The organism is Leucobacter weissii (assembly GCF_017565745.1).
GTDB lineage: Bacteria > Actinomycetota > Actinomycetes > Actinomycetales > Microbacteriaceae > Leucobacter > Leucobacter weissii.
Genome location: NZ_JAGDYM010000010.1, coordinates 224,942 through 242,105, shown reverse-complemented (window position 1 = coordinate 242,105; position 17,164 = coordinate 224,942). Strand labels below are relative to the sequence as shown.

At 68.9% G+C, this 17,164-nt stretch carries 7 protein-coding genes; all 7 read left to right on the top strand.

The genetic code is table 11. From position 1 onward, the window contains the following. Positions 1 to 2,235 (top strand): hypothetical protein (locus J4H92_RS09800; RefSeq protein WP_208097992.1); only part of this gene is annotated, 2,235 nt, incomplete at its 5' end. 390 nt (positions 2,236 to 2,625) lie between these two features. Next, on the top strand, positions 2,626 to 4,290 hold the full coding sequence (locus J4H92_RS09795; protein WP_208097991.1) for an integrin alpha: 1,665 nt from the start codon (positions 2,626 to 2,628) through the stop codon (positions 4,288 to 4,290). A 225-nt stretch (positions 4,291 to 4,515) separates the two neighbouring features. Next, positions 4,516 to 7,632 carry an Ig-like domain repeat protein gene (locus tag J4H92_RS09790; RefSeq protein WP_208097990.1) on the top strand — a complete coding sequence of 1,039 codons (3,117 nt, stop codon included), beginning with the start codon at positions 4,516 to 4,518 and terminating at the stop codon, positions 7,630 to 7,632. A 59-nt stretch (positions 7,633 to 7,691) separates the two neighbouring features. Then, complete coding sequence (locus tag J4H92_RS09785; protein ID WP_208097989.1) at positions 7,692 to 9,917, top strand: Ig-like domain repeat protein; 2,226 nt, start codon at positions 7,692 to 7,694, stop codon at positions 9,915 to 9,917. After that, the gene (locus tag J4H92_RS09780; RefSeq protein WP_208097988.1) at positions 9,914 to 12,616 is read left to right on the top strand and encodes an Ig-like domain repeat protein; all 2,703 of its coding nucleotides are present in this window, start codon (positions 9,914 to 9,916) and stop codon (positions 12,614 to 12,616) included. The genes J4H92_RS09785 and J4H92_RS09780 overlap by 4 nt, the downstream gene beginning before the upstream one ends. A gap of 72 nt (positions 12,617 to 12,688) precedes the next feature. Continuing rightward, complete coding sequence (locus J4H92_RS09775; RefSeq protein WP_208097987.1) at positions 12,689 to 14,950, top strand: hypothetical protein; 2,262 nt, start codon at positions 12,689 to 12,691, stop codon at positions 14,948 to 14,950. A 35-nt stretch (positions 14,951 to 14,985) separates the two neighbouring features. Further along, positions 14,986 to 17,082, top strand: a complete 2,097-nt coding sequence (locus tag J4H92_RS09770) for an RCC1 domain-containing protein (RefSeq protein ID WP_208097986.1) — start codon at positions 14,986 to 14,988, stop codon at positions 17,080 to 17,082. The last annotated feature ends 82 nt before the right edge of the window (positions 17,083 to 17,164 follow it).

The window sequence follows — 17,164 nt, the reverse complement described above, 5'->3', positions numbered from 1 at the left end:
GGTGCTCCGGTTGCGGCTGAGGCGGCGTCTGCGGTGGTGCGGGTGGTGTCGGTGTCGCAGGCGGATGCGCAGGGTCGGGTGTCGGTGCGGGTGGCGTGTCCGGCGACGGGGAAGTTGAAGAAGAAGCGCTGCACGGGCACGGTGGTGGCGAAGGTGGCCGGGGTGTCGAGTGCGAAGGCGAGGTTCTCGGTCAGGGCCAAGAAGTCGGCGTCGGTGCGGGTGCAGTTGTCTGCGCGGCAGTTGCAGGCGGTTCATGGTGCGCGGGGGAGTCAGCGTGCGGTGTCGTTCGTGGTGTCGGCGAGCAAGCCGCGGAAGGTGACGGTGCGGAAGTCGCGCACGATCAAGGTTGTGGCGCCGCTGCGGGTGCTGTCGTTGGATACGAAGGCGACGGTGCTGCCGGGCGGCGGCGGCACGGTGGGGGTGACTTTGGCGTGCGTGTCGTCGCGGGCGTGCACCGCGCAGGCGCAGTTGACGGTGGGCACCTTCGCGGGCGGGAAGACGGCGGTGAGCATCGCTGCGAAGAAGCAGAGGATGCTGCGGCTGGCGCTCTCGCAGCGGCAGCTGGTCGAGTTGGAGTCGGCGCAGGGCGAGGCGGTGGCGTCGCAGCTGCGGGTGGCGGTGACCTCTCCGCTCAAGCTGACGGTGTCGGGTGCGGGGAAGGTGAGCAAGGATCCCGACACCGATAACGGCGGCGGCGGTGATGACGGCGGCGATGACGGCGGCGATCATGACCACGGCGGCGGCGATGGCGATGATGACGCGGCATTCTCCGCGGCCTACAGGGATGGCGCGTCGTGGGTGCCGACGGAGTACGACACCTGTACGTCCGCCGAGCACAACGAGTACGCGGTCGTCGGGCCGGACGGGAAGCTCTACCCGGGCTGGCATCCGCCGGTGCATACGCGGGCGGACGGGTCGACGTGCACCTTCGGGCACGAGCACGGGGACGATCCGCGGAACTCGGACATCTATCCGTGGGTGATGGCGCAGTACGCGGCGGAGGCGCAGGCCGCGCCGAATGATCGTCAGATCGAGACGGTGGATGCCGCGAAGGGTGAGTATCTGGATGTCGCGACCGGTCGGCTGCTGGGGCTGCCGTTCGGCTACGGGAGCGAGCGGTTGAGCGAGTACTCGGACGCGACGGGCACGAATGTGCACCGGCACGAGGACGACCCCGGCCACAAGGTGATCGTCGCGAACGACGTGGGGCTCGGCAACGACGTGTATGGGACGGCTGCGGCTGTGTCCTTCGCCGACAAGTGGGGTGTGACGCAGCGGTTGAGCTGCGACCTGCTGCTCAAACCGCATCAGGGCAGTCACTCGAACGACGCGACGAAGAACAACACGCACGAGCTGATCTACGCGGCGTGGTGCAACGACGGCACCCAGATCTTCGCGACGACGATGTCGAACTACGGCAACGCCAACGAGCTGCACACGTCCTGTTCGTTTAGCACTGGCGCGCCGAAGTCCGTTGCTACGGCGGGCTCGAACCTGCCCGACGGCGAGGGCGGGGCGAGGATCATTCCGACCGCGGACTGCGTGAGGCAGTACACGATCAACGGCAGTCGGTGGGATGCGGCTGGGAACTACAACTGGTCGATCCGCGGCACGCCGGAGGCGAGCGGCGGCTGGTGGTGGGCCGGCTACGAGCAGTGGCAGTCGTTCAACCGCATCACCGACGCGGCGGGCAAGGAACTGGTCCGCTACGAGCCGTGGTTCGGCATCCAGAATCCGTCGCGCTACTACGTGGGCAACAACGCGCAGGGCACGAACACCGAGGTGGCCTATCTCAACGACCTGGCCTGGACGGCGGGCAACCATCAGCTGCAGACCCCGTGGAGCGCGGCACTCGATGGCTCCGCGGAGCCCTACGACCGCAGGGATCCGCGCGCCTACTTCGACGGTGCGGTCCGCGATGCGTGGCTCGCGTCGCCGCTGGTCAAGAACCGCGCGGGCGCCGGTGTGTACTACGCCGACCCGTGGGGGAAGAACGCGGGCGCCGAGCCCTTCGCGGGGTCGCTGCGGATCGTGGTCTCGAAGACCGACAACTCGGGCTATGTCGCTTCAACGAGCCCGGACAGTAGGGCGGAGAGAGTCACGAATAGAGTGGACAGGAATCGGCAGGGCGCCTCGTCGAAGGGGGAGCTTCGCAAGCATGGCTGGGTGACGCTGTTCTACGACTACGGGGTGGACGAGAACGGCGACTCGCTCGGCGTGCACGCCCCGAACTGAGCTCGAGCGTGCGCCGCTGCGCCCCCGGATTGTGAAGCGCGATGACGCCGAAGCGAGATTCCCTCTTGCGGGATCGATGGCCCGGGCGTAGCCTAGCCTTGCTTTCATCGGATGAAGTGGTTCCCGGGCACGCCGCGTCGCGGCCGGGTCGACGGGACCGCTCTGCGGATCAGGAGTGTGGGTATGCGTGCTCGTTCAGGACTCCCGCAGCGCGTCGCGACCTCGTCGTGGCGGCGATTCCCTCCGATGGCTTCGATCTCGCGGCGCGTCCCGTGCCGGGGAGTCGGGCGGCGACCGTCGCGCGGCTGAAACAGGGGGAGCCCGGCGATGACCTCACGCAAAGATGACATCGCCGGGCACTCCGCACGAGTCCCGAAAGGACTGGGGAAGATGGTAACACACGAGAAGACGCGCGGAATCACCCGCGCGGGGCTGGGCGTGATCGCGTCCGGCGCGCTAATCCTGGGGGCCGCGGTGCCCGCGCTGGCGATCACCCCGCCGACGACGATCACCGACGTGCCGACCTACACGACGCAGGTCGGCGGCGACCTCGGCTATTCGGCGAGCCGGGTGTCGGGCGACGTGAACGGCGACGGCAAGGACGACACGGTGGTCGGCGACTGGTGGTACGACAAGGGCGGCTACACGAATGCCGGCGGCGCGTACATCCTGTTCGGCGGTACGAGCTTCACGGGCGGGCAGCTGACTCCCGACAACGCCCTGCCGGACGGCGCGGTGCTCATCCAGGGGCCGGACGAGGGCAACGCCTTCGCGGGCATCAGCGTGTCGATCGCGGGCGACGTGAACGGCGACGGCTACGACGACGTGATCATCGGGTCGAACCGCACCCAGCGGGTGTGGGTCGTATTCGGCAGTGGCACCCTGCCGAGCGTGATCGACGTCGAGGAGTTCGCGACGACCGGGCTGGGCTTCGAGATCACCAACTCGGTCGCCGTGAACAACAATGACAACCTGGGCAAGTCGTCGAACTTCGGCTACTGGGTGTCGACCGCCGGGGACGTGAACGGCGATACCTACGACGAGGTCATCATCGTAGACAACCTGTGGGACGGGCCGAACGGAGACAATGCCGGCCGCGCCTGGGTGATCACGGGCGGAACCGGGCTGAGTGGCGTCATCGATGTGGCGACGACGGGTGCGAGTCAGGTGCACGCGACGATCGATGGGGCGAGCGCGAATTCGCAGATTCTCGTGGCCGAGAACATCGGCGACGTGAACGGCGACGACACCCCCGATGTCGGTATCGGCAGCTACACGTCCACCGTCGGCGGCGCAACCGCCACGGGAGTGGCCTATGCGGTGTTCGGCGACGCAGCGGGCGGCACCGTGGATCTCAGCGACTTCGAGTCTCCCGTCACCACGACCGACGGTTTCGCGGTGTACGGGCCGGATCGCGGCCGAGACCGCCTGGGCACCTCCATCGCGGCGCTGGGCGATCTGAATGACGACGGCTACGATGACTTCGCGGTCGGCGGCGACGGGGTGACGAGCGGCACCGCGATCCGCACGGGCGGCGTGGCGGTGGTCTACGGCTCGGATGAGAATGACGTCGTGTACACCGATCCGAGTGACCCCAACGCGTCGCCAGCGTACACGAGCCCGAGTTCGGTCTACGAACTGAACGGGGTGACCAAGGTCGATCGCGGCTACTGGATCAATGGTGTGGGCTCGAACGACAAGTTCGGCTGGGCTGCGGCGAGCATCCCCGACATCAACGACGACGACGAGCGGGAACTGGTGGTCGGTGCCTGGAGCTACGACAAGACCGGCGGCACCAATTCCGGAGCGGTGTACGTGGTCAACAGCGGCGTGACGGCCGGCATCACGCTTGAGACGAGCGGTTTCACCACCTCGCTCGCGGGCGCTGCCGGCTTCCGCATCGACGGGTTGGCGGGCAACTCGCAGCTCGGCCGCTCGGTCGGCGGGATCACCGACTTCGACGGCGGCGGCTACCCGTCGATCGTGGGCGGCGCCAACGGCGCGGGCACGAGCGGCGTGGGCGCCGACTACGCCTCGGTGTTCCGGCTGTCATAACGGAGCGACTGGGGGCGCCTTCGCCGGTCGGGCCGGTGGAGGCGCCCTGCTCCGCTCGCTCACGCCAGTCGGAGTGACTGGGCCGGAGCGGGTTTGCGATTATCATCGGATCGAGTTAAGGTAAGCCTTGGCTCATGGATAGTTGTGTTTCATCGCCCAGCGCGCGAACGCACCGGAGCGTCGCGAGGGCGCAGCGCCGCCAGGCAGACAACGAGAGGAACGCGTATGTTCGAGCAGTCATCCCGACGAACGAGGAGGAGCGTCGGGTTTGCGCTTTCGGCGCTGCTGGTGGCGGGAGTGCTGGTGCCCGCGACGGCTCTGGGCGCGGCGGCCGAGGAGACTGAGGCAGTGTCCCCGTACCCGACGACCACGACGATGCACGGCACGGGTCTGGGGAGCGGGCTGCCGAGGGAGTTCTGCGACGTCAACAAAGACGGCGTGGCGGATCTCAGTGGAGCTACTACCTTTGGCATCGGTACCGCCGGGTGGTGGGATACCGAGGCTCGTCGGAACACGGACGGGGTGGCCGCGGTGAATGCCTCGACCACTGTCCAGTGGACGGCCGCTTCTGTCGCAGGCGGCTGTGCAGGGGACGTCAACGGCGACGGCCTGGACGATGTGCTACCAGTGCCGGCGACGACGGCGCGAGTGGTGTCGGTGAATATCTCGAATGATGTTCTGAGTTCCGCCGGGCGGCACCAGACCAGCAGGCTCGCGAACTATACCTTCCCCACCGGGTCGAGCAACTACGGCGTTCGCGCTCTCGGATCGGCCGGTGATCTCGATCGCGATGGTCTGGGCGACGTGGTCGTCTCGCAGCACACCGCCGCTGCGGACGGGCGGACGGGCAGCGGCAGGCTCTGGGTCCTCGCCGGCCGTCCCTCGCCGACCGTGCCGACCGCGATACAGGCGCACGCGATCGCTGAAAGCGTCTCCGACAACGCTCCTGACGTGGTCGCGGCCGTGATCAGCGGCGAGGTCGCGGGCGATCAGCTCGGCACCGCGAAGAGCGTGGGGGACGTGAACGGTGATGGCGTCGATGATCTGCTGGTGGCCTCTCAGGTGTCGCAGAAGGCGTGGCTGATCTGGGGCAAGGCCCGCGGTGCGGCGCCGCGCCAGATCGACCTGGCGAATCTCGATGCGAGCGACGGGGTGCTGTTCGCGACCGCGACGGGTGGCAGCGGCTTCGGCGCGGCGCTCTCGGTGATCGACGACGTGAACGGCGACGGGGTGCAGGACTACCTCTTCGGTCGGGCGACGACGGCTCCGGCGACGGTCGGCGCGACCTCCGACACGGGCGGTGCCGTGGTGGTGTTCGGCACGCCGATAGCTCCGGGCAGCACGCCCGAGCCGGTGGTCGTCGATACGGCCGCGAAGACGGTAGCCACCGGAGCGGTCGTGCGCGGCTACGTGATCGAGGCGGAGGCCTCGGGCGACGCGCTCGGCTTCTCGGTCGCGGGCGGCGGGGACTACAACGGCGACGGCAGGTCTGATCTGCTGCTGGGCGCCCCCGGTTTCGACCCGGTGATCGACGGCGCCGCTTCGACGGACTCGGGCGCCGTCTACGTGGTGTACGGCAAGGCCGACGGTGCGGCGCAGCCGCTCGTCGGGCTGAGCGAGAGCGCAGGCTACCGGATAGACGGGATACGAGGGGAATCGCAGCAGGCGACCAGGCCGAGCGCCTGGGGGTACTCGGTGTCCCGGGTGGGCGACATCGACGCCAACGGGGTGGAGGATTTCGCCTACGGGGCGCCCGGCTACACTCGCTACGCCGCGGCCAGCTACGGCACCGTCTTCGTCGCGCTGCGCGGCGACGTCGACACGCAGCTCGCGCTCGACACCTCGGTGCGAGTCGGCGACACGGGTGCCGTGGTGAACGAGCAGAACGACGTGTTCGCCGCGGGAGAGGCGTTCGACCTGCGGGCGAACCTGCAGCTGAGTACGTTGAAGGGCTATTCGGGAGACCTGGCTTTCGCTCTTGACGGGCAGACGCTCGACGGCTGCGCGGCCGTGCGCACGGCGGAGCCGCTGCGGGGCACGGTGCACCAGTCCTTCGGCACCTGCGATGCGGGTGTCGAGGTTCGCGAGTACGGCGTCCACCGCTTCGGCGCCGGCTTCGCGGGTGCCGGGCACGTGCAGGCCTCCGAGACCGCGTCGATCCCGGTCTTCGTGACCGACGCGAGCGAGACGGATCTGGAGGTGCGGCGCACCTCTAGTGGTGGCTCGCTGCGGCTGACCGCGACGGTCAGGCCGGTGTCGTCCGAGAAGACGGTGGACGAGGGCGCGGTGACGTTCACGCGGGACGGTGAGACACTCGGGGAGGCCGCTGTGGCTGACGGCGTGGCGGTGCTCACGGTTCCGTTGCCCGCCGACGGTGAATACACCTTCGCGGCCTCCTTCGGCGGCTACACGGTGGACAAAGCCGATGACACCGATGAACTGGTGACCCTGCTTGCGGCTTCGGAAGGCGAGACCGCGCACACGGTGGTGTCCGATCCCGCGGAGGCGAGCTTCGGGCTCAGCCGTGACACCGTCGAATACGGCAAGTCCGCGACGGCGACGGTCGCGACCGGCGGGGCGGGCGCGGTGCGCTTCACCGTCGACGGCGGTGAGCCGGTCGAGGTGGCGGTCGTGAACGGTATCGCCGAGCATCCGCTTGAGGGCCTGACCGTGGGCGATCACGCGGTATCCGCGGTGTTCGTACCCGAGGATGGCAGCGACCCGGTGCCTGCCGGAAGCGGCACGGTGACGGTGACGAAGGCGAGCACGGCGTTGTCCGCGGTGCGGCTGGGCAAGACGAGCAGCGTGTACGGCGCTGCCGGGGTGGCCGCGAGTGTGCGGGTCACGGGCACCGACGCGGGCACGGTGACGTTCTGGAACGGGTCGACCCGGGTCGGGTCCGCCACGGCGTCTGCCGGGCAGGTCTCGGTGGTGCTGCCGAAGACGCTGGCTGCGGGGAAGCGGCAGATCACCGCCAGGCTCGCGGAGACGGGCACGCACCAGGCTGCCGTGGCGGCTGCGAACACGGTGACGGTGGCGAAGGCGAAGCCCGCGAAGGTCGCGGTCACGGGGAAGAAGTTCACGAAGCGCACGAAGCCAAGGGTGACGGTGCAGGTTGCGAAGCTGAACAACGGCTCGTATCCCGTGGGCAAGGTGCGGGTGCAGGTCGGGTCTTCGAAGAAGACCGTGACCTTGACTGCCGCGAAGAAGGGCAAGGTGACGGTGACGCTCGCGAAGAGGTACACGAAGAGTGTGTCGGTGCGGGCGACGTTCTTGCCGAAGGACACGAAGAATGTTGCGTCGAAGACCTCGGCGAAGAAGACGATCAAGGTGAAGAAGTGATGGGCGCTATGACGATTGGTGCGACGCATGCAGGAGCACGCCGCGGATGGCGCGGCCGAGTGGGGCGGGTAGCGGCCGGGGTGCTCGCCGTGCTCCTCGCGCTGAGCGGGGCGCAGGCGGCCCACGCGGAAGACGGGGAGAGGACAGCGACCACGTTGACGGTGCTGTACCCCTTCTCCAACACCTACTTCGCGGACGGGGCGACCATCAACAATGTCGTCGCGCACAACCAGTGCCAGAGCGGCCAAACCAGCACCGGGAGTGTCTGCCCGATCGGATGGCAGACGAGACTGAGCGACGCGGGGGCTGGAGGAACGGTGACCTACAGGCTGGACGGCGAGGTCGTCGGGCAATCGACGGTCGAGCCCACAGGCACGGTTGCCAGCCCGGCGGCGACCGCCTTGGCCCCCCGAGCGGTGATCGCGGGCCTCAAGATCGGTACGCATGTTCTGAAGGTGGAGTACTCGGGGGATGACGCCTACGCTCCATCGGCGGCGACGATCACCGTGAACGTCACGACGAAGCGCACGCTCCGGGGTCTTACATTGAATAGCCACATGCCGCCCACAATCAGTCTGGCCGATAGCAGCGCTTTCAACCTGAGCCTGACCATGGAGGCCACAGGCTCGCCGTACCCAGACGGCTGGTACGGGCAGGAGGTCACCCTCCGACGCAACGGCGAGGATTACCAGACCAGGACGATTCAGAGTTCGACTGGTGAACCCGGGGGTGCCGCAACTGTGGTGTTCGAGGTTCCGCAGCAGACGGCCGGGTCCTACACGTGGTCCACGTATTACCCTGGCGATGCGCAGTCGAACCCAGAGACTCGTACTACCAGTGCGGCGTGGATTGTGAACAAAGCAGAAACGCAGACGACGCTCGAGGTGAACGCGAATGAGATCGCGGCACCTGCCACCGTCGAGGCGGTGGCGACGGTGACGGCGCCGAACAGCGTGCCAGAAGGGTTGGATGTGGCATTCCAGCTCGACGGTGAGACCGTCGAGACGGTGCCCGTCGCCGCCGATGGCACGGCGAGCACCACCGTCCAGGGATTGACCGAGGGGCGTCGCAAACTGACCGCGAAGTTCGCGGGCGACACGGGCACCTATAACGCCTCCTCGCAGGTGCAGACCATCGTCGTCAGCAAGCAGCAGACCGAGGTCGAGCTGGCCTCGTCCGCGAGCGAGCTGGCTGGTGCTGAGTCGGCGGAGCTCACGGCGACGGTGACCCCTGCGACCGCCGATGGGCGGGTGCAGTTCTTCTCGGGTGAGGATCTGCTCGGTTCTGCCCCCGTGGAGAACGGCACGGCGACGTTCCCGGTGTCGGGGCTTGGCACGGGAGAGTTCGAACTCTACGCGAAGTATCTGGGCAGCGTGTCGCATGTGGCGGCGACGTCGAACACGGTGACGATCGCCTCGGAGAAGGCCGAGACCGTCACGGAGCTGACGCTCAGCGAGGGCCTGGTCGATGTGGGCGGAGCGGTGACCGCGACCGCCACGATCGACCGCGAGGCCGCGAGCGGCTGGGTGCGCTTCAGCATCGACGGAACCATCGCCGGCACCGCGCGTGTGAAGAGCGGTGCGGCCGAACTGGTGATTGATCCGCTCGCCGTGGGCGAGCACCGCGTCACCGCCGAGTATCTGGGCGACGCCGCGCACCTGCCCTCCGTATCGGATGCGGCGACGGTCATCGCCTCCTGGGGCGAGGTCGGGCTCGAGACGCCGCGGCTCTCGACCACGAAACAGGTCTACGGGGCCGCCTCGCGCGCCCGGGTGACGGTGAACGTCTCGGGCGTCGACACCGGATCCGTGCGCTTCACCGCGGGCTCCCGCCCGCTCGGCGAGGCCACCGTGTCGGGCGGCACCGCGACGCTGACCGTGCCGAAGGCCCTGCCGGTCGGCACGCACACGGTGACGGCGACCCTCGTCGGCAACGCCGACCACGCCGCGGTCACCCGCACCGCCGACACCCGCCTGACGGTGTCGAAGGCGAGGGCGAAGTCGATCTCGGTCAGCGGTAAGCGTTTCACGAAGGGCACGACGCCGAGGGTGACGGTGCGGGTCGGGAAGTTGGATAACGGTGCCTATCCCGTGGGGAAGGTGCGGGTGACCGTGGGCGCCACGAAGAAGACCGTGTCGCTGAGCGCTGCGAAGAAGGGTCGGGTGACGGTGAAGCTGACCAAGAAGTATCGGAAGGGCTTCTCGGTGACGGCGACGTTCCTGCCGAAGGACGCGAAGAACGTGGCGAAGGCCGCCTCGAAGAAGACCAAGGTGCGCACGAAGTGAGGAAGTCCACCAGGCACACGCGAATCCGCCGCGCGGCGGCGGTCCTCACGAGCGCGGCACTGATGGTCACGGGCCTCGTCACGGCTCCGGCCGCGACGGCCGACGACGAACCCGCATCGCTCGCCACCCATGCCGTCACCTGGACCGGTGAGAGCGGCGCCTCGTTCGGATCCGACATCAGCGGAAGCTGCGATGTGACCGGCGACGGCATCGACGACCTGATCGTCGGCTCGCGCGGGTGGTTCGGCAACGGCTGGGACCGCGGCGCGGCCTACGTGCTCGTCGGCGGGCCGGGCATCACCGGCGGCGACGTGAGCGATCCCGCCGCCGCCGGGACGATCCGCATCGACGGCACCGATCGCTGGCTCGGATCCTCGGTCGCCTGCGCGGGCGACGTCAACAAGGACGGCATCGAGGACTTCGTCATCGGCAACAACAGCCGCTCGCACTTCCAGGTCGTCGTCGTGTTCGGCTCACGGACGCTGAGCAGCCTGAAGATGGACAACCTGGGCGACCAGGGCTTCCTCATCGCAGACCCCGTCTCCGGGACCGGGGATCTCGACAACTTCGGCTACTGGGTCGGCGCGGCGGGGGACATGAACGGCGACGGCTACGCCGACATCGCGGTGGGCGATCTGCTCGCCGACAACAACGGCCTCTCCAACAGCGGCAGCATCTGGATCATCGCCGGCGCCCCCGGCGCCGACGATGTGAACGTGCAGAGCGGCGGCGACCGCGTGATCACCCGCATCGACGGCCAGAATGCGCAGGAGCGCCTCAGCAACGCAGAGATCGCCGGTGACGTCAACGGCGACGGAGCGGACGACCTGCTCCTCTCGAGCTACGTGGGCACCCCGTGGGGGTCGGGCTCACCCGCGGCGGGAGCCGGCTACATCGTCTTCGGCGGCGACAACGCGCCGCTGCATCTCAGCACGGATCTGGGTGAGCGAGGCTTCGCCATCGCAGGACCGCAGCGCGGGCGCGACCGGCTCGGCGTCTCCTCCGCGCCCCTCGGCGACATCAACGGCGACCGCATCGCCGACCTCGTCATCGGCGCCGACGGCGTCTCCTACCCCGACGCCCCGCGCAACGGCGGCGCCGCGGTCGTGCTCGGAGCACGGAGCAACGCGCCCGTGATCACCGATCCCACGGGCGACCCGTCCGTCTACAGCTGCGCGGACGGAGCGTTCGTCGCCGACTGCGCCGGCTCGACGAAGGTCAGCCGCGGCTACTGGATCAACGGACCCTCCGACAACTCCGGCGCCGGCTCGTGGGTGTCGGGACTCAGCGATCTGAACGGCGACGGCCGGCCCGATATCGGCATCGGCGCCGTCGGCACCGAGCAGGTGTTCGCCGTCTACAGCGAGGCGTCGCGCACCGCTGCGCTCGAGCTCTCCGGCCTCGCGCCCGAGCAGGGCGAGGTGTTCTCCGACACCTACAACAGTGTCATCGGCGAGGCGGGCGACTTCGACGGCAACGGTGTCGGCGACGTCATCATCAGCGGCACCAACGCCGTGAGCGTGGTGCTGCGGGGCGCCCTGCAGACGGGGCTCGAGGTGACGGGCGACGAGGCAGCCTCCGTCGGCGACACGGTCGAATTGACGGTGACCGCGCGATCCCTGCTGCCCAGCGCGCAGCCGGAGTTCGCCGGAACGGTCCGTGTGACGGTGAACGGCGAGCCCGCGAGCGAAGCGCACGAGGTGAGGTCCGGCGGCGATCCGATCTCGATCGAGGTGCCCGCGACGACCCTCGGCTCGACGACCGCCGCGGTCGAGTTCACTCCGGACGACCCGAACCTCTTCCAGCCCGCGAGCGCGGAGCACACGATCGATGTCGGGCTGCGCGACGACGGCGCCGGAACGCTCGCACTGGATCGGAGCTCCGCCCAGTACGGAGATCCCGTCACCGCGGAGTTCGCAACCGCCCAGGAGTTGACCGGCGAGGTCGAGTTCAGAACCGGCGAGCGCGTGCTCGGCACTGCCGCAGTGGTCGATGGCGCGGCCGCGGCCGAGCTGGCGGCGCTCGATCCGGGCAGCCACGAGATCGTGGCCCATTACCTGGGCGACGATGTCTACGGCGCCTTCTCGACCGCGACCGAGCGCCTGGAGATCACGAGGAGCGCCACCTCGATAGGCGCCCCGACCCTCTCGAAGTCCCGGGCGGTGTACGGCACCGGCGCGGTGACCGCGACCGTGCGCGTGGTCGGCGCCGACGGCGGCACGGTGACCTTCACCGACAACGGCCGCACCGTGCAGCGGGTGCCGGTGAGCGCCACGGGCACCGCCGTGCTGCGACTGGCGAAGCCGGCCGCGGGCACGCACCGCCTCCGCGCGAAATACGACGGCAGCGGCACGCGGGCGGCGAGCGCTCTCGGCGCCGCGACGACGCTGACGGTGTCGAAGGCGAGGGCGAAGTCGATCTCGGTCAGCGGCAAGCGTTTCACGAAGGGGACGACGCCGAGGGTGACGGTGCGGGTCGGGAAGTTGGATAACGGCGCTTATCCCGTGGGGAAGGTGCGGGTGCAGGTGGGTTCCGTGAAGAAGACGGTGTCGTTGAGTGCGGCGAAGAAGGGTCGGGTGACGGTGAAGCTGACCAAGAAGTATCGGAAGGGCTTCTCGGTGACGGCGACGTTCCTGCCGAAGGACGCGAAGAACGTGGCGAAGGCCACCTCGAAGAAGACCAAGGTGCGGGTGCGGTAGATCCCCGATCCCGAGGCGGCCCGACCCCGCCGATTCCATCGAGAGCTCGAGCATTCCGAAAGACGGAGCATGATGTCGAAAACCCGAATCATCCGCGCGACCGCGATCCTCGCGGCGGGGATTATCCTGCTCGGAGGCGCCACTCCGCCCGAGCCGGCCGAGGCGAAGAGCTCCGCGGCCGCGAAGGCGCCGGCGAAGGCGCTGTCGGTGGCGCAGGCCGACGCCCAGGGACGCGTGGCCGTCAGGGTCGGATGCCGACCGACCGGCACGCACAAGAAGAAGCGCTGCACGGGCACGGTGCAGGCGAAGGTCGGCGGCCTGTCGAGCGCGAAGACGAGATTCAGCGTGAAGGCCAAGAGGTCGAAGACGGTGCGGGTGCGGCTCTCGACGGCTCAACTGCGGGCGATCAACCAGGCGAAGAGCAACCGGCGGACGGTCTCGTTCGTGGTGACGAGCAGCAAGCCCCGGAAGGCCGCGGTCGTCAAGAAGCGCATCGTGAAGGTCGCCGCCCCCGGCAAGGTGATCGACCTCGCGACCACCCCCACCGCCGACGGGAGAGTCGGATTCACCTTCGCGTGCGTCTCGACGCGGGCCTGCACGGGCTCGGCCACCCTGCGCGTGGGCGGGGTCACGAGTGCGAAGACCGCGCTGAGCGTGGCCGCGAAGCGCACGAGAACGACCTTCGTGAAGCTCTCCTCGGCGCAGCTGCGAGCGCTCGAAGCCGCGCAGGGCGGCAAGCTGGGCGCCGAGCTCACCGTGGCGCTCACGGCGCCGATCAGGCTCTCGGTGACGGGAACCGGCGCGCTGGCCACCGAGAACGACGGCGACGGCGGTGACGGAGGCGGCGGGCACGACCACGTGCTCGAACTCGATCCCGATATTTCGCAGGCCTACAAGGCCGGTGCGTCGTGGACGCCCTCCTCCTACGACACCTGCACCGCCGAGGAGCACAACGAGTTCGCGGTGATCGGGCCGGACGGCAAGATCTATCCGGGCTGGCATCCGCCGGTGCTGGAGCGCGAGGACGGCGGATCCTGCACCTTCGGTCACGAGCACGGCGACGATCCGCGCGCGTCCGACCTCTACGCCTGGACGATGGCGCAGTACGCCGCCGAGGCGAGGGCAGGCGGGCGGGCGATCGTCACCGAGGACGAGGCCGCGGGCGTCTACCTCGATGTCGCCACCGACACGCACCTCGGCGTGCCCTTCGGATACGGCAGCGAGCGTCTGAGCGAGTATTCGAACGCGCACGCGCTGGAGGCCGTGCATCGTCACGAGGACGACCCCGGCCACAAGGTGATCGTCTCCAACGATCAGGAGATGGGCCAGCAGTTCCGCGACCCGCGAACCGGTGCCACCCAGAACCTGGTGTGCGACTTCCTGATCAAGATCCACCAGGGCAGCCACTCCAGCGACGCCACCAAGAACAATGTGCACGAGCTGATCTACGCGGTGCAGTGCAACGACGATACCGAGATCTTCGCGACGACGATGAGCAGCTTCGGCAACGCGAACGAGCTCACCGCGTCCTGCAGCCGTCCCTTCAACAGCACGGTGGCCGTTCCCCTCGACATCGCCACCGTCGGGTCCGCGCTGCCCGACGGAATCGGCGGAAAGCGATACATTCCCACGCAGGAATGCCTGGATCAGTACGTGATGAACGGCACTCGCGATGGATCGAGTGCGCAGGACGACTACCGGGGATCCCCCATCGCGGGCACCACCGGCGGCTGGTGGTGGGCCGGCTACGAGCAGTGGCAGTCGTTCAACTCGATCACCGCCGCGGACGGCACCGAGATCGCCCGCTACGAGCCCTGGTTCGGCGTGCAGAACCCTGCCCGATACTACGTGTCGAACGATGGGGTGAAGGCCGACGGCTCGGGGGAGCCCGACACCGTCGTGGACTACCTGAACAACCTCGCCTGGCGGGAGGGCAATCAGCAGGACTGGGCGCCGTGGGCGGCGCAGCTGGCGACCAGCCCCGAACAGCCGATCGACAAGAACTCCCCGGACTCGTGGTTCAACGGTGCGGTGCGAGACGCCTGGCTCGCGAAGACCCTGGTGAAGAACAGCGGCGGTTCGCGGGTGCTCTACATCGATCCGTGGGGACGCAACGCGCAGTCGCAGCCGTTCACCGCGTCGATCCGCATCGTCGTGAGCGCCACCGACAACAGCCGCTGGGTGACGAGCACCGAGCCTTCTTCGACGCGCCGCTTCCTGCGCGAGTACGAGGCCTTGGAGCGCGACGGCGCGACCGGGGCGAAGGCCTACAGCTTCTTCTACGACTACGGCGTCGTCGACGGGCAATCGGCCGGAGTGCATCCGCCGAACTGAAAGACCGATGACCGCACGAAGAAAGGAAACATCCCGTGACATCGACTGTTGAGGCTCCGGCCTCCGCGCGAGGAGGCCGGGTGCGACGCCCCCTCGCCCTCGCCCTCGCGTTCGCCGTCGCCATCCCGTTCGGCGGTGCGTCCGCCACGGCGCTGGCCGACGACACCGAGCCCCTGGCCTACGCCGAGGTGCAGTTCGTTCAGCTGGCCGCCGGCGCGAACTTCTCGCTGGGCGTGGGCGAGGATGGAAAGGCCTACGGCTGGGGCTGGAACGCCCAGGGCTCGCTCGGCGACGGCACGCTCGAGGATCGGCACCTGCCCACGGCGGTGGACGCCGGCGATCTGACGTTCACTGAGCTCTCGGCAGGGTCGCAGCACGCCATCGGCCTCACCGACGACGGCAGGGTCTACTCGTGGGGGCCCGCCTCGAGTGGCAGGACGGGCAACGGCGAGACCTCGGGCGTCTTCTCCTCTCCCGTGGCCGCGAACACCCCCGAGACGGAGAGGTTCGTGCAGGTCGAGGCCGGCCGGCTCTTCTCGGTGGCGCTGACCGAGGGCGGCGACGTGTACGGCTGGGGGTCCAACAGCTCCGGCCAGCTCGGCAACGGCGAGACCGCCTCGGCGGTGGCGGAGCCGGTGCGTGCGAATCGCCCCGAGGGCGTCAAGTTCGTCAAGGTATCAGCGGGTGAACGGCACCTGGTGGCGCTCGGCGACGACGGCAAGGTCTACGCGTGGGGCGGCAACAACTACGGGCAACTGGGCCTGGGCGTGAGCGACGCCACCGTGCTCGCACCTACCGCGGTCGACTTCGGCGGTGACGTGGTGATCAGAGACGTGATCGCCTCCGAATCGCACCACACCCTCGCGCTGCTCGACGACGGGTCGGTGTACGCCTGGGGCCGCAACAACAACGGCCAGCTCGGCGACGGCACCCAGGTCGACTCCTCGGCGCCGCTGCGGGTGCCGCTGCCCGACGGTGTCGCCCTCACCGGGATCAACGCCGGCCGCGACTACTCCGTCGGCATCACCGCCGACGGTCGCACCTTCGTCTGGGGAACCAACCGCCTGGGCACCTTCGGCAACGGCGAATCGGGCACCGGAGTCATCTCGGCCTCCCCGCTCCAGGTGGCCCAGCCCGAGGGCGTGATCTTCACCGCGATCGCCAGCGGCGTGAACCAGGGTCTCGCTCTCGGCGACAACGGAAAGACCTACGGCTGGGGCACCAACGCGAACGGGCAGGTCGGCGACGGCTCGGCCGTCGACCAGCTGACGCCCGTCGAGGTCGCCCTGCCACTGGCCTACGCGCCCGCCGAGACGCCGGAGCTGCTCTCGGCCGAGGTGACCGGGAGCAGCCTCGTCGTGAGCTGGAGCGACGTCGCCGCAGAGAGCTATCGGGTGCGTCTGCAGTCCGGTGACACGGATCCGGTGTTCGTCGAGGTGACCGGAGGCGCGACCAGCACGGTGATCGATTCGCTCGTACCCGGTGACTACGAGGTGAGTGTCGCCGCCGGCAACTGGGTCGGTGCCGGGCGCTACTCGGCGCCGAAGTCGGTGTCGGTCGTGGGCCCGACCACGGTGACCGCCACGGCCAGCCCGGTCGTCTACGGCAAGACGGGCAAGGTGGCGGTGCGGGTGTCGCCCGCGGGCGCCACGGGCTCGGTGAGCGTGCGCGTGGGCGCCAAGACCTACCGCGCAGAGGTGAAGAACGGCACCGCCTCCATCGCTCTGCCCGCGCGGGTGCAGGGCGCCGGCACGGCGAGCCTCCCCGTCGCCTTCGTGCCGAGCGACGCGCACTACCTCGCGTCCTCATCCACGGTCAAGCTGACGGTGGCGAAGGCGAGGTCGAAGTCGATCTCGGTGAGTGGGAAGCGTTTCACGAAGGGGACGACGCCGAGGGTGACGGTGCGGGTCGGGAAGTTGGATAACGGCGCTTATCCGGTGGGGAAGGTGCGGGTGCAGGTGGGGTCTGCGAAGAAGACCGTGTCGTTGAGCGCCGCGAAGAAGGGCACGGTGACGGTGAAGCTGACCAAGAAGTATCGGAAGAGCTTCTCGGTGACGGCGACGTTCCTGCCGAAGGACGCGAAGAACGTGGCGAAGGCCGCCTCGAAGAAGACCAAGGTGCGGGTGCGCTAGTCGCGCAACCCGGATCGCTGCACGCGGTCCGGTCGCGCAGGATGACGGGGAGAGCGCCCCGCGCAGGATCGGGGTGACTGCG